Origin of the sequence: Citreicoccus inhibens, from assembly GCF_019039035.1 — a bacterium.
In the GTDB taxonomy this organism is placed as follows: Bacteria; Myxococcota; Myxococcia; order Myxococcales; family Myxococcaceae; genus Citreicoccus; species Citreicoccus inhibens.
In genome coordinates this window covers 484793-503404 of the sequence record NZ_JAHNZT010000001.1, presented here as the reverse complement: position 1 = coordinate 503404, position 18612 = coordinate 484793, and the positions used below count along the sequence as shown (strand labels likewise).

The 18612-nt window shown below is 70.0% G+C and carries 13 protein-coding genes; 9 read left to right on the top strand and 4 right to left on the bottom strand.

The genetic code is table 11. The annotated features are described in order from the left end of the window. Window positions 1-3: 3 nt before the first annotated feature. Entirely contained in the window at window positions 4-876 is an 873-nt protein-coding gene (locus tag KRR26_RS01970; RefSeq protein ID WP_233577481.1) for a PorV/PorQ family protein, read from the bottom strand. 59 nt (window positions 877-935) lie between these two features. On the opposite strand from KRR26_RS01970, the gene galU reads away from it, so the two are divergent. The 6 genes from galU (at window position 936) to def (ending at window position 11715) form a co-directional block, all read left to right on the top strand. Next, on the top strand, window positions 936-1838 hold the full coding sequence (galU, locus tag KRR26_RS01965) for a UTP--glucose-1-phosphate uridylyltransferase GalU (RefSeq protein WP_120210358.1): 903 nt from the start codon (window positions 936-938) through the stop codon (window positions 1836-1838). Further along, window positions 1835-2590: a LolA-like protein gene (locus KRR26_RS01960; protein ID WP_120210359.1), complete on the top strand. Its 756-nt coding sequence runs from the start codon at window positions 1835-1837 to the stop codon at window positions 2588-2590. Before galU ends, KRR26_RS01960 begins: the two co-directional genes overlap by 4 nt. Before the next feature lie 95 nt (window positions 2591-2685). Beyond that, window positions 2686-3309, top strand: a complete 624-nt coding sequence (locus tag KRR26_RS01955; RefSeq protein ID WP_120210360.1) for a glutathione S-transferase family protein — start codon at window positions 2686-2688, stop codon at window positions 3307-3309. Window positions 3310-3471: 162 nt separating this feature from the next. Beyond that, a complete protein-coding gene (priA, locus tag KRR26_RS01950; RefSeq protein WP_120210361.1) occupies window positions 3472-5865 on the top strand; it encodes a replication restart helicase PriA in 2394 nt (797 codons plus the stop codon). A gap of 15 nt (window positions 5866-5880) precedes the next feature. Beyond that, window positions 5881-11100 carry a response regulator receiver protein gene (locus tag KRR26_RS01945; RefSeq protein ID WP_217078981.1) on the top strand — a complete coding sequence of 1740 codons (5220 nt, stop codon included), beginning with the start codon at window positions 5881-5883 and terminating at the stop codon, window positions 11098-11100. Window positions 11101-11187: 87 nt separating this feature from the next. Beyond that, window positions 11188-11715, top strand: a complete 528-nt coding sequence (gene def, locus KRR26_RS01940; protein ID WP_120210363.1) for a peptide deformylase — start codon at window positions 11188-11190, stop codon at window positions 11713-11715. On the opposite strand, the gene nth is transcribed toward def, so the two are convergent. Beyond that, window positions 11675-12457 (bottom strand): endonuclease III, encoded by a 783-nt coding sequence (gene nth / locus KRR26_RS01935; RefSeq protein ID WP_217079037.1) that lies wholly within the window; start codon window positions 12455-12457, stop codon window positions 11675-11677. The genes def and nth overlap by 41 nt on opposite strands. Between nth and ltaE the strand changes: the two genes are divergently transcribed. After that, window positions 12456-13496, top strand: a complete 1041-nt coding sequence (ltaE, locus tag KRR26_RS01930; RefSeq protein WP_217078980.1) for a low-specificity L-threonine aldolase — start codon at window positions 12456-12458, stop codon at window positions 13494-13496. The genes nth and ltaE overlap by 2 nt on opposite strands. Before the next feature lie 39 nt (window positions 13497-13535). Continuing rightward, window positions 13536-14561 (top strand): M23 family metallopeptidase, encoded by a 1026-nt coding sequence (locus KRR26_RS01925; protein ID WP_120210366.1) that lies wholly within the window; start codon window positions 13536-13538, stop codon window positions 14559-14561. Between the two features lie 31 nt (window positions 14562-14592). Here KRR26_RS01925 and KRR26_RS01920 read toward each other — a convergent pair whose 3' ends face one another. Then, window positions 14593-14862: an HU family DNA-binding protein gene (locus tag KRR26_RS01920; protein WP_120210367.1), complete on the bottom strand. Its 270-nt coding sequence runs from the start codon at window positions 14860-14862 to the stop codon at window positions 14593-14595. A gap of 311 nt (window positions 14863-15173) precedes the next feature. Here KRR26_RS01920 and KRR26_RS01915 point away from each other — a divergent pair, with 311 nt between their 5' ends. Continuing rightward, window positions 15174-17147, top strand: a complete 1974-nt coding sequence (locus tag KRR26_RS01915; protein ID WP_217078979.1) for a DUF1565 domain-containing protein — start codon at window positions 15174-15176, stop codon at window positions 17145-17147. A 282-nt stretch (window positions 17148-17429) separates the two neighbouring features. On the opposite strand, the gene KRR26_RS01910 is transcribed toward KRR26_RS01915, so the two are convergent. Next, the gene (locus KRR26_RS01910; protein ID WP_120210369.1) at window positions 17430-18551 is read right to left on the bottom strand and encodes an alpha/beta fold hydrolase; all 1122 of its coding nucleotides are present in this window, start codon (window positions 18549-18551) and stop codon (window positions 17430-17432) included. Window positions 18552-18612: the final 61 nt, after the last annotated feature.

Below are 18612 nucleotides of genomic sequence, written 5' to 3'. Positions count from 1 at the left end.
AACTCACCCGCCGCCGCCTCCCACGTTGAGGCGGAAGGTGAGGATGAGCAGCCGGCCCTTCGCTCCGCCGAACTCGTGCTGGTAGCCCAGGTCGATTCCTCCGCCGCCCGGTGACATGAAGCCCAGGCCCAGGCCCAACTTCGAGGAGCGGCTGAAGCCGTCGTACGTGTAGCCCGCGCGCAGCGGAATCACCTGGTCCAGCACGTACTCCAGGCCGCCGTTGTACGTGAACACGGACGACTCTCGCGTCGTGAAGTCACCGCGCACGTCGAACGCCGCGGTGACGGTGCCGGCCAGGATGCCCAGGTGCCCGGAGTAGTAGCGCGTCAGCTCGGCGTTGTGCGTGTCGATGAGGTTGTGCGCGGAGAAGCCCACCACGATGGCCTCGCTCAATCGCAAGAGCGCGCCCACATCCAACGTGGTGGAGTTGGCGTAACGGTCCTGTCCCGACAACCGCAGGTAGCGACCAATCACGCCCACCATCACGCCCTGGGTCAGCGGCACCGCGGCGCCCAGCGAACTCAAGTGCGCGCTGGCGCGGCTCCCGGCACCACGCAGGCTGACCCAGTGATAGTCCACGCCGAGCGCCAACTTGCTGGTGCTCGAGTCCATCAATCCAATGCCAAGGTATCCGTCCTTGGTGTGGGTATCCCATGAACCAGTCGCTTCGACCCGGTAGGCGGGGAACAAGGCCATGGCGGCGGGGTTGCCCTGGAGTGCTTCCGTACCCTGACCCAATGCGCGGTAGGCATTGCCCATGCCTACTGCGCGGGCACTTGAAATGGTTCGCAGCTCCTCGGCGGGCTCGGCGGCGAATGCCGCGGGACAAACAGACACCACACTGAGCAGGGCGAGGACGGCGGAACGAAGCGACATGGCTGGATGACTCTATCCGGCTTGCTGGGGTGCAACGCCATCAATAGATTCCCTGGCCCATGTCCTCCACTCCATCGAAGGCAGCGCCGCTGATCCGCAAGTGCGTCATTCCCGCCGCCGGTCTGGGCACCCGTTTCCTTCCGGCGACGAAGGCGGTCCCGAAGGAGATGCTGCCCATCGTGGACACACCCACGCTCCAGTACATCGTGGAAGAGGCGGTGTCCGCTGGCATCGAGGACGTCATCCTCATCAACGGCCGCGGCAAGGGCGCCATCGAGGACCACTTCGACATCGGCTTCGAGATTGAGACCACGCTGCGCGCGCGCGGCAAGACGAGCGAGGCTGACAAGCTGCGCGCCATCGCGGACATGGTGCGCGTCGTCAGCATCCGCCAGAAGGAGCCCAAGGGGCTCGGACACGCGGTGCTGTGCGCCAAGAGCGCGGTGGGCAATGAGCCCTTCGGTGTGCTGCTCGGCGACGACATGATTGACGCCGAGGAGCCGGGCATCCGCCAGCTCGCGCGCGTCTACCGCCAGTACAACCAGGCGGTCATCGCGCTCATGGAAGTGCCGGACGATGAGACGCACATGTACGGCATCGCCGCGGGCACGGACCTGGGCAACGGCGTCATCCGCATCGAGCGCGTGGTGGAGAAGCCCAAGAAGGGCACCGCGCCGTCGAACCTCGCCGTCATCGGCCGCTACGTGCTGCCGCCGGACATCTTCCCCATCCTGGAGCAGCAGACCCCCGGTGTGGGCGGTGAAATCCAGCTCACCGATGGTCTGGCCACCCTCCAGAAGTCCCACGGCCTGCTTGGCTACAAGTTCCAGGGACAGCGCTATGACGCGGGGGACAAGGTGGGCTACTTGAAGGCGAACATTGCCTACGGCCTCAAGCGCCCCGAGCTGCGAGAAGGGCTGCTCGCGTACCTGCGAGAGGTCGTCAAGACGGAGAAGTCGTGAAGCGTTCGTTGGCCCTGCTGGGCATCCTGGTCTCGCTCGCCGCTGGCGCCTATGTGCTGCCCGGTGGCTCCATCCTCCGCCGCACCGTGGCCGCGCGCGCGGAGAAGAACCTGTCTGCCCTGCGCGTGGAAGGCTCGCTCATCTTCTCGGGCCCGGCGGTGAAGGAGGCGGGCTCGGCCCTGGGCGCGCCCACGGAGCGGCCCGAGTTGCAGGGGGACGGCGTCCTGTTCGTGAAGATGCCGGGGCGCTGCCGCTTCGAGGCCACCACGCCCGACGGCGGTGGCAAGGCCGCGGCGGTGCTCGCCAACGGCCGCAAGCGCGCCGAGGGCCCCGAGGTCCCGGCCATGACCGCGCTCGTCGCGCAGGTGTGCGGCGTGCTCGCCACGGACCTGGGCTCCGCGCAGGAGTCCCGCGAGGCGCTGGAGCAGCACCTGGCCAGCCTCGGCGTGGACACCAAGCGCACCTCGCTGGCGCGCTTCGGCGGCGAGGTCGCCTACGTGCTCGGAGACCCCGACGAAGGACGGCCCCAGTTCTGGGTGTACAAGGACACCTTCCGCGCGGCGCGCGTGCGCTACCGCGACGCGGCGGGCAACGCCTGGGATGTGCGCTTCGTGGACTACACGTCGCCGGCCACGGGTGACTGGATGCCTCGCACCATCGAGGTGTGGAAGGGCAACCAGCGCGCGCTGCGCTTCACCGCGCTCAAGGGCGAGTCGCGCGCCGCCGTGCCGGACAAGCTCTTTACGCCGTAGCCGCGCGAAGGGGTTGCGGAGCGAGGGGCCTGCGGGAAACCATCCGGGCGCATCCGGTCGGGCTGGGCCCGGCCGTTGCTCGGAGGTTCCCGCACATGAAGGTCTATGGTCATCCAGCGAGCACGTGTACCCGCGCGGTCCTGACGGTCCTGGCAGAGAAGGGGCACGAGGCCGAGTTCGTGCTCGTGGACCTCGGCAAGGGTGAGCAGAAGCTGCCCGCGCACGTGGCACGTCAGCCCTTTGGCGTGGTGCCGGTGCTGGAGACGGATGATGGCTTCCAGATGTACGAGTCGCGCGCCATCATCCGCTTTCTGGACCGCACCCTGCCGGGCGTGGCGCTGACGCCGGCGGACCCCAAGGCCTACGCGCGAATGGAGCAGTTCATCAGCGTGGAGCACTGTTACTTCAGCCCCGCGGCGATGAAGATCATCTACGAGCGGCTGCTCAAGCCCATGCGGGGCCAAGCCACGGATGAAGCCAACGTGCAGGCCGGCCGCGAGGGCCTGCGCCGGCCGTTCGAGGTCGTCGACGCCGTGCTGGCCAAGCAGCCGTTCCTCGCGGGAGAGGCCTTCTCGCTCGCGGACGTCTGCTGGGCGCCCTACATGGAGTACCTGTTCGCGGTGGGCCAGGCGGACCTCGTCGCGCAGTACCCGAACCTCTCCGCGTGGTGGACCCGCGTGAGCACGCGCCCGTCGTGGAAGCGCGCCACGGGGCGCTGATCCCCATCGTTCATCGCGGGGTTCGCGGGGCTCCTCCGCGCCTTCGGGCGTCGAGGGGCCCCGTTGCGTTGGGCCCCCGGAGCGCGGGCATGTCAGAGGGGCCGGGCACAGTGGGCCCTGGGTGATGGGGGAGGGGCTGGGGCCACGCGTGCCGAGGGTGCCATGGAGCAGCAGCACTTCGAGCTGAAGCCGCTGGATTTCCGCGACGACCCATCTCCCACTCCGGGTTCGATGCCCCTGCGTACCTTGCGTGCGAACCTCCGCCGGGAACTTCCGGGCGCGGGACGTACCGCTACAGTGCGGCCCGTCGTGAGTCCCACCCCCGCCCTTCTTGCGTCCGTCGCCGTCGGTCGCCCCGTTCGCGGGGAGTTCACCTACCTTGTCCCGGAGGCGCTCGCGGGCAACCTGGCTCCGGGCCAGCGCGTGCTGGTGCCCTTCGGGCGCGGCATGGCGCTCGGCTTCTACCTGGGGCCCGCCACGCCGCCCGTGGAGGGAGGCGTTCGGCTCAAGGCCATCCAGCGCGTGCTGGAGGACTCGCCGTCACTGCCCAAGGACCTCATCGCGCTCCTGCGCTTCGCGGCCGAGCACTATCGCTATCCGTTGGGCGAGGTCATCCGTGGCGCGCTGCCGCCGGGCCTCTCCACCGCCGTGGACGAGAAGGCCGCGAAGGCGGACGTGCAGCACTTCGCGGTGGCGCTCGTCACGGAAGCGCCTCGCCAGCTCTCGCGAGCCCCCGCTCAGTCCGCGGCGATGGCGTACCTGCTCGCGGTGGGCGGCCGAGCCCCGCTGGAGGAGGTGGCGCACGCCATCCCCGGCGCGCGCGAGACGCTGAAGAAGCTGGCGGAGAAGGGGCTCGTGCGCATGGAGGAGGTGGAGCTCAAGCCCGGCGTGCGCGAAGGGCTCCAGCAGGGGCGCCCCGCGCAGCTCACGCCCGAGCAGGACGTGGCGGTGCGCGAGCTTCAGGGCGCTGTCGACGCGGCCGGCTTCCAGCCGTATCTCCTCCACGGCGTCACCGGCAGCGGCAAGACGGAGGTGTACCTGCGCGCGGTGGAGCACGCCCTGTCGCGAGGGCGGGGCAGCCTGGTGTTGGTGCCGGAGATCGCGCTCACGCCGCAGCTCGTGGGGCGCTTCCGCAGCCGCTTCGGTGGCGACGTGGCGGTGCTGCACTCGGGGCTGAAGGACCGCGAGCGGCTCTTTCATTGGCAGGCGCTGCGCAAGGGCACGGTGAAGATCGCCGTGGGCGTGCGCTCGGCGGTGTTCGCCCCCGTGGAGAACCTGGGGCTCATCGTGGTGGACGAGGAGCACGACCCCTCGTTCAAGCAGGACGAGAAGCTGCGCTATCAGGCGCGCGACCTCGCGGTGGTTCGAGGGAAGCAGGCGGGCGCGGTGGTGGTGCTCGGCTCGGCCACGCCCGCCCTGGAGACGCTGCACAACGCGCGCAGCGGTCGCTACAAGTTGTTGGAGTTGAAGCGCCGCGTGGATGACCGGCCCATGCCCACCATCGAAATGGTGGACCTGCGCGTGGAGCGTCCGCGCGATGGCGTGGTGACGGAGGAGGCGCCCATCCTCAGCCCGCCGCTGCTTCAGGCCATGGAGGAGACGGTGGCCAAGGGCCAGCAGGTCATCCTCTTCCTGAACCGCCGCGGGCACAGCACCATCCTGCTGTGCGAGGTGTGCGGCCTGTCCCTCAAGTGCCAGGACTGCGACGTGTGCCTGACGCACCACCGCTCGCAGAACCGCGTGGTGTGCCACTACTGCGGCGTGGCGTTCCCGGTGCCGGACCGTTGCCGCGAGTGCACGGGGCCGATGTTGAAGCTGGGCATCGGCACCGAGCGCGTGGAGGCGGAGGTCGCCGAGCGATTGCCGCAGGCCCGGGTGGCGCGGCTGGACCGCGACTCGGCCACCAGTGCCGAGAAGTTGACGGAGCTGCTGGCCTCGTTCGCGCGTCGGGAAATCGACATCCTGGTGGGCACGCAGATGGTGGCCAAGGGACATGACTTCCCGGGCGTGACGCTGGTGTGCGTGGTGATGGCGGACACGTCGTTGGCCATCCCGGACTTTCGCGCCTCCGAGCGCACCTTCCATTTGCTCACCCAGGTGGCGGGCCGGGCCGGGCGCGGCAAGGACCCGGGGCGCGTGCTGGTGCAGACGTACAACCCGGAGGCCGAGCCCGTGAAGCGCGTGCTGGCCCACGACTTCGATGGATTCGCGCACCAGGAATTGGAGTGGCGCAAGGCGCTGGCCTACCCTCCGTACGCGCGCATGGCCTCGGTGCGGCTGGAAGGGGAGCATCCCGAGCAGACCGCCAGCGTCGCGCGCTACCTGGGCAACCTCGTGGGACGGCACATGCCGCCGGCCTCGGCCGGGGTGCGACTGCTGGGGCCCGCGCTGGCGCCCATCGCCCGCATCCGGGGCAAGACGCGCTGGCAGCTCCTGGTCAAAGGGCCGACCCATGCCTCGCTCGCCCCGCTGCTCGCCCGGCTGGAGGCGGCGCTCGCGGAGGTTCCTTCGGGAGTGAAGGTCGTCCTCGACGTGGATCCAGGGGCCATGCTGTAGACTTGGCGCCCCCCCATGGGCGCCTCGGTCCTTCTCGTACACGACGACATCGCCACCATCGCCGCGGTGCGGCGCTTGCTCTCGCGCGAAGGGCACGAGGTCATCCTCGCGACCTCCGCCGCGGACGCGCTCATCGCGTTCGGTCACCACTTGCCCGAGCTCATCGTGCTCGCGCCCGGAGTGGAGAGCGGCCGAGGCCGCGTCGTGTTGGAGGAGTTGGTGCAGCACCCGGAAGGCCACCGGGCGCGCGTGTTGCTCCTGTCCGAGTCCATCGAGGGCTTCAGCGCTCCGGTGGCGCCGCTCCCGTTGGATGGGCCGAGCTTCGTGGCGCTGGTGGATTCGCTGATCCACTCGCCCGCGGAGGCGGATGGGTGGCGCGTGATGGAGAACCGCACGCTCACGCCTCCCGCCGAGGGGGGTGGAACGGAATCCTCGGGGGAAGAGACGTGGCACGCCACGGCGCCGCGAGCCGTGGGGGGCGACCCCGCGCTGGCCAACGCGCTCTTCGGAGACCTGGCGCCGCTGTCCCAGACGGACTGGGAGCTGGCGGCGATGACGGACGAAGAGCGCATTGCGCTGGAGCAGAACCAGCAGCGCGAGCAGCAAACCGCGCTCGCGATGGACGCTGCCTTCGAGCAGACGCATCAGGAGGTCGAGGCGGAGGCGATGGCCTCCATCGACTCGGTTCTGGCGGGAAGTGGCACGGCGGGGGGCGGGGGAGAGTGGGCGGAGTCGGCGATGGTGGATGGCGCGCCGCCGGACTGGGAAGGACCCACGGAGTCCGAAGGTGCCAGCGCGGAGCCGGATTGGGGCGACGCCGCGACCGCCACGGGGGCGGAGTCGGACTGGGGCACCGAGGCCACCGGCGCGCAGCAAGACTTGAGCGCGACCGCGTCCGAAGATGCGACTTCGGAGACGAGCTGGGGCGCGCTCGCCTCGAATACGGATGCACCGTCGGACGCGAGTGGGGCATCGCCCGAAGGCGTCAGCGCGGAGACCGACTGGAGCGCGACCGCGCCCGAAGGTGCGAGCGCGGAGACGGATTGGAGCGCGATAGCTCCTGACGCTGCGAGCGCTGAGCCGGACTGGAACTCGACGGCGCCTGAAGGTGCGAGCGCCGAGTCCGATGGGGGCACGACTCCCGACGGCGAGCGCGCGAGCGCAGCGTCAGACTGGCCCGCGGATTCACCCGAGCGCGCGAGTACCCAGACGTCTGAGAACGGCGCGAGCGCAACGGATACTGACCCCAGCGCGGGCTGGTTCAGCGACAACGATGGGGCCGAGCACGACGAGGCTTCGTCGCTCCCGTCGAGGTGGAGTGGAGAGGGCGCCCCCATCTCCGCGCGAGCCTCGGGGAGCGCGACGGCGACGGAGTCCGCGCCACCGCCGGGGAATCTCGCGTTTCGCGAGGAACACCTGCGGCCTCCCGGCCTGCGCCCCGCGAAGCCCGCGCCCAAGTTGGGGGACGAAGGCTTCTTCGACGTCGATACCCCGGATGCAGCGGGGAGCGCGGATCCGCTCTCCGCCGCGGAGGCCGAGCTTCGGACGCTGCGAGGGGCCGCGGATGGCGGCACCTGGACCGAGCTGCCACCTGATCCCGAATTGGAATCGGGCACCGGCGGAGACGGCGCGAACTGGGACGAACTGGAAGCGCAGCTTCGCGCCGAGGACTCCGAGCGAGACGGCTCCGGGAACACCCTCGTGACCCACGCGCAAGCGGATGCGCTCGCCTCCGAGCCCTCCGCGCCAGCGCACGAAGACGCTCAAGAGGCGCATTCGAACTGGGACGAACTGGAAGCGCAGCTTCGCGCGGAGGCCGCCGAGCGAGAGGGCGCCACCTCGCAAGAAGACACGCCAACTCCAACGCAGGCCTCAACCGCCTCCGAGTCGGATGATGCCGAGGAGACGGACGCCTCCCAGTCGAACTGGGACGAACTGGAAGCGCAGCTTCGCGCGGAGGCCGCCGAGCGCCTCGATGCCACGGGCGGGGAGGGCGCGGAGGAGATGTCCCAGTCGAACTGGGACGAACTGGACGCGCAGCTCCAGGCCGAGGCCCGCGCGCGTGCCACCGAGGACACCGAAGCGCCCAGCGTGGGCGATGCGCCGGCGCCCACGGTGGGCTCCGATTGGTTCGACACCGAGACCGATTCCGCGACGAGCACCGCGCCACCGGCCGCGGTGGCGCCGCTGTCAGAGACCGACTTCTCGCGCCTGAGCGAAGAGGGCGAAGGGAGGGCTGTCTCAGCCCCGACCGAGCGCTTCGCGATGCCCACGCCGAGCGAGGAGGAGCCCGCCCCAGAGCCGGTGCCTCCAGAGCTCGCGGAGCAGGAGGCCGTCGAGCACCAGTTCGAAGAGGCGCATCAGCGGGTGCGTCACGTCCTCGCGGAACTGGAGCGCGAGCGAGGCCAGCGGACCCACTTCGAGCAGGCCTTCCATGAGGAGGCCGCGCGAGCCGAGGCCGCGATCGCGCAAGCAGACGCGGCGCGGAGCGAGGCCGAAGCCGCGGTGTCCCTCATCGAGCGGCTCCAGGCTGGAGCCCAGCAGTCCCAAGTCCAGGTCGCTGAACTCCAAGCCCTCCTCTCTGCGGCGAACGCGCGCGCGACGGAGGCCAGCGCGGCGCTCGAACTGGCGCGAACGCACACCGAGCAAGCGCAGGCCGAGACCACCCTCGCGAAGGCCCGAGTCGCGGAGGAGCGTGCACGCGCGGATGCGGAGTCCGCGCGCTCCGAGTCGCTTGTGGGCGCAAGCGAGAGGGAGGTCGCGCTCACGGCGGACCTCCAGGCGCTGCGTGAGCAGAATGCTCATCAAGCCGAGGCGCTCGGTGCTCGCGACGCGGAACTGGCCCGGCTGGCCCGTGATTCAGAACAGCGAATCGCTGAACTCGAAGCGCAGCACTCCCGGTTGAACGAAGCGCTGGAACGCGAGTCCTCGCTGCGGGCTGACACGCAGGCCCATTCCGCGGCGCAGACCACCGCGTTGCAGGCACAGCTCGACAAGGCGCGTGCGCGCCTCGACGCGGAGTCGACCGCCCGCGCTTCGGTGGATGCGACAGCCAAGGCCGCGCTCGCGCGAGTGGAGAGCCGTGAGCAGGACGTCACCGCGCTCCAGGCACGACTGGCGGATCTTGACCGTGCCCTCGCGGAACAGACCCGAACGCGGGCCACCGCGGAGGCTCGTGCCGAGTCGGAGTCCCAGGCACACGAGGACCTGGAGGCGCGGCTGCGCGAGTCGCAGGCGGAGCGAGAGCGGCTGGACGCGCGAATCCTCGAGGCCGAGGCGCGAGCAGAATCCGAGGCGCGCGGGCGTGCATCGCTTGTGGAGAGCCTCGCGAAGGAGCACGAAGCGCGCCTCGAAGCGGAGTCCCGAGGGGCCGAGACGCTCGGTGCATTGAAGGACATCGAGTCCCGGCTCGCGTCTGAATCCGGTGGTCGCGTGGACGCGGAAGCACGCGTTGCGGCGGAGGGCAAAGCCCATCGCGAGGCCGAGGCCCGCGCGGAAGTGACGCGGCTGGAACTCGATGCCGCCGAGGCTCGGCTGACGCAAGAGACAGTCGCTCATGAACAGGCGCGAGCCGCCGCCGAGGCCCAGCTGACAAGCGAGGTCGCGGCGCACGCGGAGACACGCGCCGCCGCCGAGCGCCAACTCGCCAGCGCGGTCGAGGCCCGCGAAGAGGCCCAAGCCCAAGCGGCCGCAGGAGAGCGCGCCCGCGTGGCGGCAGAACTCCGCGCGGAGCAGGCGATGAAGGCCCGCGCCGAGATGGAGTCGCGCGCCGAGGCGGAGATTCGGGCTCGCGAGGCAGCGGAGGCTCGGGCCGAAGCAGAGGCGGAGGCTCGCGCGGAAGCCGATGCCCGCGCCGAAGCCGCAGCCAAGAGCCGCGCGGAGGCGATGGAGCGAGCGGAGTCGGAGGGCCGCCATCGGACCGCGTTGGAAGTCCGCATGGAGGTCGAGTCGCGAGGCCGTGCGGATGCCGAGGCACGCCTCGAAGCGGAGTCACGAGCCCGCGCTGAAGCTGAAGCCGAGGCCCGTCGCCATCACGAGGAGCTGCTCCAGGAGCGCGCCGCCCGAGCGAAGCTGGAGGCCGACGCCATCGAGCAACGTGCCCATGCCGAGCGAGAGCGGCTGGCACTGGAAGAGCGCGCGCATCGAGATGCCGAGGAGGCCGCGGCCCAGGCTCGCGCGTCCTTGCTCCCACTGGAGGCCCCCGGCCGTCCCGAACTCGCCGTGGCGCGCAGTGGCAGCGTGACGCAAGAGGGCCTGTCCCGACTGCTGCTGCGCATGTGCGACGCGCGCATGGAAGTGCGGCTGGAGCTGAAGGTCGTCAACGCCCTGCGCATCCTCTGGCTGCGGGATGGAACCCTCGTCGGCGCGGCCTCGTCCGCCGCGGGCGAGTCCCTCATCGACCGGGCGCGCGCGGATGGCCTCATCGACGCGCGACAGGAGGCCGAGCTGCGGCTCGTGCGCAGCGCCACCACGGGCGCGCTCTTGGAGGCCCTCCGTGGACGCGGTTATCTGCGTGAGACCGAGGCCGTGCCGCTCGTGCAGCGCTACACCGAGCAGGTCTTCCTGGACGCCCTGGCGGAGCCCTCCACGCTCTATCGCCTCGTCCAGGAGCCCGCGCCGCACGAGGTGGCCCTGGCCGCCGCCACGCGTCCACCGCTGCACCTGTTGGCGGAGGCCCTGCGCAACACGCTCACCTCCGAGTCCCTGCTGGAGACCGCGGGCTCCCTGCGAGCCCGCGTGACGCGCGGCGATGCCCACGTCGCACCCAGCGAGTTCGGCTTCCCCTCGCGCGAACTCCACCTGTTGGAAGGGGTGGATGGCGAGCGCACCTTGGAGGCCCTCCTCCTGAGCGCGGGGATGCCGCAGGACGTCACGCTGAAGGCCCTGTCGGTGGCGCGCACCTTGGGCCTCGTCGCGTTGCAGCCCGACACGTTGGACGGCATGGGCGACCATCCGCCGGAACTCGACGTGCGGCGTCTCGAAGCGAAGTTCGAGGAAGTGCAGGACGCGGACTACTTCACCGTGCTGGGGCTCGCGCGTTCGGCGGGAGGCGAGGAGGTCAAGCGCGCCTACGAGCTGCTGTCCGCCGAGTTCCACCCGTTGCGCTTCGCCGGCCACCCGGATGCCGCCCTCCAGCATCGAGCGCAGCAGGTCCGCGTCATCCTCTCCGAGGCGGCCCGCGCGTTGGGCGATGACCGGCTGCGCGCGGAGTACGCGAGGAACCTGCTCGACTGACGACGGGTGGACGCCCTCGCGCTTGGGCGGGGACGGAGCGGGCTCCAGTGGTTGCCCGTCCCGCGCTGCGGGGTTAAGACGGCAGCCATGGTCCGCGACATCCTCATCTGGCCTGACCCCATCCTGAAGCAGAAGGCCAAGCCCGTGGCGAAGGTGGACGACTCCGTCCGCGCCCTGGTGAAGGACATGTTCGAGACGATGTACGCCGCCGACGGTGTGGGCCTCGCGGCCCCGCAGGTGGGGGTGCTCCAGCGCATCGTCGTCATCGACGCCTCACCCCGCCAGCCTGAATCCCAGCCCCTGGCGATGATCAACCCCCGCATCATCGCGACCGAGGGCGAGACCACCTACACCGAGGGATGTCTGTCCATCCCCGGCGAGGCCGAGGACGTCGACCGCGCGGCCATCGTCACCGTCACCTTCCTGGACGTCGAAGGCCAGGAGCAGACGCTGCGCTGCGACGGGCTGCTCTCCATCGCGGTGCAGCACGAGACGGACCACTTGGATGGCACCGTCTACGTGGACCACCTCTCCACGCTGAAGCGAGAGATCATCCGCAGGAAGATGAAGCGGCTCAAGACTTCGCGCGCGGAGGACGCTGCGTCGTCGGCCTAGTCTTCGGGGCGGGCTCGGCCTTCGCGGCGCTCACGCCGCGCTTCGGGCACAGGTCCGCCACGGGGCAATGCTCGCAATCGGGTGAGCGCGCGAAGCAGGTGCGCCGCCCGTGCCACACCAGCAACTGGTGCCCGAGCGTCCACCGCTCCTTCGGCACGATGGCCTGCATGTCCGCTTCGATCGGGTCCGGGTCCTCGCGGGACGTGAAGCCGAGCCGGTACGCGAGCCGCTTCACATGCGTATCCACCGGGAAGGCCAGGTCTCCGCCCAGGTGGATGCACACGACGCCGGCGGTCTTTCGCCCCACGCCCGGCAGCTTCTCCAGCACCTCGCGAACGAGCGGCACCTGCCCGCCGTGCTCCTCCATCAGCACTCGGGCCGCGGCGACGATGTTCTTCGCCTTGGCGCGATACAACCCGCACGTGCGGATGAAGGGCTCCACGTCTGAGGGCTCGGCGCGCGCATACGCGGCGGCGTCCGGGAAGCGCTGGAAGAGCGCGGGCGTGACCATGTTCACGCGCTTGTCCGTGCATTGGGCGGAAAGAACGACGGCGACCAGGAGTTCCAATGGGGTGCGGTAGTCCAACTCGATGCGGGCATCCGGCATGGTCGCCTCGAGCCTGTCCAGGACCGTCACCGCGCGCTGTCGCTTCTCTGCTGCCGTTTCTCGCCGAGCCACGCCGCCGTTGTATGTCACCCCTGCTGCGCGCCCAAGCCCCGGCCGCAGCCCCTGGAGACCCATGAAGCCCATCGACTTTCGCTCCGACACCGTCACGAAGCCCACCCCCGCCATGCGTCGTCTCATCGCCGAGGCGGACGTGGGTGATGACGTCTACGGCGAGGACCCCACCGTGCGCCGGTTGGAGGAACAGGTGGCCGAGCGCCTCGGGCTGGAGGCGGCGGTCTTCGTCCCCTCGGGCACGCAGGCGAATCAGATCGCCATCGGCGCGCACTGCCGCACGGGCGACGAGGTGCTCACCGAAGCGGGCAGCCACATCATCCAGTACGAGGGGGGCGCCGTCCCCGCGCTGTGGGGCGTTCAGCCCGGGCCCATCGCGGGCGAGCGCGGCCTCATGTCACCCGAGCAGGTGACGGCGGCCGTCCGCGAGGACAACATCCACAACCCGCGCACGCGCCTGCTCTCCTTGGAGAACACCCACAACCGAGGGGGCGGCACGGTGTGGCCCGTGGAGCGCTTCCGCGCGGTGGTGGCGGCGGGCCGAGCCGCGGGACTCGCGGTGCACCTGGATGGCGCGCGGCTGTTCAACGCGGAGGTGGCGTTGGGAGTGCCGGCCTCCACCTGGGCGAAGCTGACGGACTCGACGTCGGTGTGCTTCTCCAAGGGATTGGGCGCGCCGGTGGGCTCCGCGCTCGCGGGCCGCGCGGACGTCATTCGCGAGGCGCGGCGGCTGCGCAAGCGCTTGGGCGGCGGCATGCGGCAGGCGGGCCTCCTGGCGGCCGCCGCCCTGTACGCCTTGGAGAACCACGTCACGCGGCTCGCGGAGGACCATGCGAACGCACGCCGGCTGGGGGAGGGGCTCGCGAGGATTCCCGGGGTGCGCGTGGACCTGGGGCTGGTGGAGACGAACATGGTCTTCGCCGAGTTCTCCAAGCCCGCGTCCGAGGTGGCCCGTGTGCTCGCCGCGCGCGGGGTGCTCGCCAACGGGATGGGGGCGAGCGCGGTGCGCTTCGTCTGCCACCTGGATGTGTCCGTGGCGGACATCGACGACGCGGTGTCGCGCGTACGAAGCGCGGTGGAGGACGGAGCACTCCGGCCGTAAACGTGAGTGCCCGCGACGGCATGGTAGGCTCCCGCCGTCGTGCGCCGACCCGCCGTCCTCTCCCTGATGCTCCTCTCCGCGTGCGCTACGCCGCGCGCCGAGAAGATGAGCTTCGACGAGCTGTATGCCACCGCGCGTGGCCGGCCCGATGACGCGACGGTCATGCCCGAGGCTCGGGTGCAAACGAACGCGCTGTCCGGAAACGGGCGCTCCACCCTCCTCGCGCCCGAGCCCGCGCTGGAGCTTCAGCGCACGCTGACCGACTTCGCCGAGCAGGCGAAGTCACTCCGCAAGCAGGTGAAGCGCGGGAGCGCGATGCCCGCGGACGAGGCTCGGAACTGGGAGCGGATGAACGCCGCGCTGGACGCGTTCCTCGCGCGTCCGGTGGAGCGCACGGACTCTCGGGACGTCGCGCGCGCCCGCACCGTGTTGGAGGCCGAACTGGAGCAGGACGCGCGCCTGTACGGCGACATGTCCTCGGCGCTGGCGGAAGGGGTCGTGTTGCGCGTAGGCGGGCTCGCGGTGCGCATGGCCGAGCTGCGGCGCCTGGAGCACCCGCCCGAGCCCGTGGGAGGCCCGCCCACGCTCGTCTGGCCCGTGGAGCCAGTGACGGTCACCAGCCTCTACGGCGAGCGCTGGCACCCCATCATCAACGAGCGCCGGCGCCACCTGGGCGTGGACCTGGCCGCGCGGCCGGGACAGGCCATCTACACGGCGGCGAAGGGCGTGGTGCTGCGCGCGGGCTGGAACGGCGACCACGGCTTGCAGGTGGAGGTCCAGCACGCGGGGCCGTGGGTGACGCGCTACAGCCACATGTCCCAGGTGTTGGTGCAGCCCGGCGAAGTCGTCGAGCGAGGGGACGCGCTCGGCCTCGCGGGTGACACGGGGCTCGCCACGGGCGTGCACCTGCACTTCGAGCTGTGGCACGACGGCGAGTCCATGGATCCGCTGGACGCGCTGGGGACGCCAGACGCGGCGGGCTCGGAGCCCGTGGCGCATGGCGGAAATGCGTGGCCCGCAACGCATCAGGGGCGCCACCCGACGACCTCGGGTCAGCGCCCCTGATGGGCACATCCGCCACACGCACCGCCGCGGCTCAGAGCGAGTTCTTCAGTTCCTTCGCCGGCCGGAAGCCGATGGTCTTCGACGCCTTGAGCTTCATCATCTCATTCGTCTGAGGGTTGCGGATCTTCCGGGCCTTGCGTGAGCGCATGGACCAGGTGCCGAACCCGGGGTAGCTGAAGCGCGAGTCCTTCTTCACCGCCTTGCCGATATTGGTGAAGACGATGTCGAGAATCTCGGCTGCCGACTTCTTGGTCAGCCGCGTCTGCGCCGCCACCACCTCCACGAGCTCTGCCTTGGTCATTACGCCCCTCCGTCTGTGCGTTGTCTGGCGTTGAACGAGCGGAAAGCGGAGGTAACAAATCGCGCTTTCGACTGTCAATGCAGCAGGCGCTCCCGAGCCGGAAAATCGGCCTCTGGACGAAAATTTGGCCGCTTGAAACACAAAGCGTAGACAGGAGTCTGATCGCATCTTTTGACACACCGGCGCACCCTGAACTGGCTGGAGATGGTTTGGGAATGATCGCGCTGGGGTGAATGTCTTTGGAAAATCGATCACTTGGCGAGTGGGTCTGATCGCATGGGGTGACGCCCTGTCGGGTAGACTGCGGCGCCATGTTCCGGTGGTTCTTCGTCTCCGTGTCCCTCGTGCTGACGGCCTGCCGAGGGCCGGGGTCGGCGAGCGCGGGCCCGCTGGCCGAGGTTGGTCCGCAAGGGGAGGTGTGGGTGGACGTGGCGGGTCCGGGAACCGGGGACGGCTCGCGCGAGCACCCCCTGCGCTCGTTGGCCGAGGCCCTGGCCTTGCCGGGGCGTCCACGGGTTCACCTGGCGCCAGGGCGGTACGCAGGCCCGCTCCAGGTGCCAGACGGAGCGAGGCTCACGGGTGGGGGCGCCGGCACGGTGGTGTGGGCGGAGGACGGCGCCGAGGCGCTGCTGCGCCTGGAGGGAGGCGCCGAGCTGACGGGCCTGGAGTTCCAAGGTGGACAGTGGGGGCTGAGCCTGGGCACGGGCTCCGAGGTGCGGCTGAAGGAGGTGCGCTTCAGTGGCCAGCGCCAGGGCGCGATCCACCTGACGGCAGGCTCGCTGTGGGTGGAGCGGAGCCACTTCGATGCCGCGGAAGCGCAGTCCGCCAATCAGCACGCCGAGGCCCAGGATGAAGTCCGGACCGAGCCCCGCGCCGAGGCGCGAAGTCCGCGGGCCGAAGCGCGCGAGGAAACCCGGGGCGGGTCCAGGGGCGATGTTCGAAGTTCGCACGTCATCGCCCGGCACGCAGAGGCACGAGAGAAGTTTCAAAGCACGTCTCAGGCGGATGAGGGGGAGACGCAGCGCTCAGGGCCGCGCGTTGAGTTCCAATCGAGGCGTCAAGCCGCGAGCCGCGTCGAAGTTCAGGACACGGCCCCCGCGGGGCTTCACGTCGCTGCGAGAGAGGTAGAGCAACGCGGCGCTCAAGTGAGCGAGGGGACGCCGGGTTTCGGCATGCTTCGCGTTGATGCCCAGTTGGAACTCGGGGTGGCGCGTCGCGTGGCTGCGGGCGGGATGCAGCTCGCGGCGCCTCTCGTTGAGGCCGAGGCAGGGCGTCGTAGTGACTCACAGGGAAGCCGCCCGGGAACGAACATCGTGGGGATTGATGTCGAGGCCCGGGAGGGAACCGGAAGTACGACTCGGTTGGAGGTGCGGGAATCGGAGTTCGTGGGGCCCTATCGCCGTGCGGTGCGCCTGCGAGGCGGAGGCCGCGCGCGACTGCAAGACGTCCGCTTCGAAGGGCCCGAGACCGCGGTTGGCCAAGCTGGCGGACGGGTCGATTTGGAGGACGCAGTGGCGGAGGGTGGGCGCGGCCCAGCGTTCAATGTCGTCGAAGGAGCCCTGTCGCTGAATCGGGTGCGAGTGCTCGGCCACGAGTACGGCCTCACGTCGATGCGCGCGAAGGTCGAGGTTCACGACTTCACTTCCGTGCGAGCAGCGCGTGCTGGCCTCGGCCTGTCTGCATCGGAAGCCGTGCTGGACGACGTGATGGTTCTGTCGAGTGGAAACCTGGGAGGTGTGCAGCTCACGGACTCGCGGGTGTCGATTCGTGGCCTGCGAGTGGACGGGGCCGCGGAGTACGGCCTCGTGGCGGTGCGAGGCACCCTGCGACTTCGCGAGGGTGCTGTGTCACGGGTCCACTCCGCGGCTGGAGACACAGGCGAAGGGCTGCACCTGCGAGAAGTGGCGGCGGACGTGGCGGGGCTCGAAGTGCGTGACGTGGAGGGCGCGTGCGTCTGGGCGGCACAGGCGGCGCGAGTGCTACTGCGAGACGCCGTGCTTCGCGGCTGCCATCAGGCGGGGCTCAGTGTGGACACCGAGGCTCGCCTGGAGGCCAACGGCGTCTCGGTCAGCGGCAAGGGACATGCGCTGACGGCCATGAACAGGGGCGTGTTGTCCGTCGATGGGCTCCGAGTCGAGGACCCCACCGAGCCCCTCCTCTGGGCGGAATGCGGGAGTGGGACGAAGGTCGTCCTCGGTCGGATCCACGCGTCGAATCACGAAGGGGCGCAGGTCACGTGCGCGGAATCCCTGCGCAAGGACCCGCCTGGGAGTCCCCATCCCTGAACAGCGCAGAAGACTGCGTCACGCTCGCCCGAGCGCACCGAACGAAGCAAGCCGAGTGCAACGCTCCGAGTTCAAGTCCATCGCGGACAGGTGCGCATCGGTGCCTGCGTGTTGGGGACGTTGCAGGCCCGAAGACGTGAATCGTTCGCTGCCGCACACGGAGCTGCCCCACAGCGCACCTGAAGCACGTGTCTCCCGCGAGTCCTCGTCTGGAGGTCACCGCGCAGAAGCCTCATCCGGAGAGCGCCGTCTCAGTTCGTCACGGCAGCCGCATGGGTTGGTTCACGCGCTCCGATCCGAGGCGGCATCGGCGACGAGCGGAGTGGCATGTCGCTCGAGCCAATCCCGGATGACGGGGTACACCTCCGTGGGAGCGCCCTGTCCGAAGATGAGGTCTCCGTGTCCGTAGTCCTGCTGGTCGCCATGGTCGCGACCAAAGACGTGCAGGGACTTGTCGGGAGCGGTGAGGAGCGCGTACTGCGACTCGACGTTCTGCGCGGTGGCGAGGCGGTCCGCGCTCCCGCCCATGACGAGCACGGGGAGCTGGAGCCGAGCGATGCCCGCGCGCCAGTCCGTGCGCCGGTCATATGAGCGGAACGCGTCGTGCTCGATCCAATCCTGGAACTGGAGCAGGACCTTGCGGCTCATCGACGACATCATGTTGGCGTAGACCTGTCGCTGGATGCGCGGCGGGATGTGCTTCGGGTTCACGACGAGGTCCGACAGGGGAAGGGTGATGTATCCGAGGAAGGGCGCGAGGCTGGCGCTCATCCATTCTTGTCGGAGCTGACCGGGCCAGGCGGCGCGAACGCCGAGGGAGATGAGCGTGCGGAGGAAGGGCTCTGACTTGAAGTGCACCGGTGAGCCGAGCACGAGGAGTCCCGCGAGCTGCGCGGCCTCAGGCCCTTGCGCCACCGCGTAGCCCACGAGCCCGCCCAGCGAGTGCCCCAACCAGAACGCACTCGCCGCACCGGTCTCCTTCAGCGCGAGCGCGAGGAGGGCGGGGGCATCTTGCAGGACGTGATCATCAATGGAGAAGTCGGTGTAGCGCCGACCCGGGGGCGGGCGCCGGGAGTGGCCGGTGCCGCGCCACTCGACGCTGAAGCAGTCGAAGCCGGCCTCGGTGAGCGCATGGGCGACGGAGTAGGGGGGCTCGAAGTCGAACGTGAAGCGATTGGCGGCCAGCCCGTGGCACAGGAGGACGGGTTCCTGGAAGCGCCGCACGGGGGCCCGGCGGACATGGACGGCCAGCTCCCACCCGTCCGAACAGCGCGCGCGCAAGGTCTGGGGGGGAGGTGTGCGGAGTCGGTACCAGCGCCTCACCAGCGCCACCCAGGCGACGTTCCCCAACACCAGGGCCACCACCGCGACCAACCCCCACATGGCCCACTGCACGGCGCCCATTTCGTCTCCTTACCGACCCGGGTCGGACGACGCAGCGAATAAAACCCTGCTAAGGTCCGTT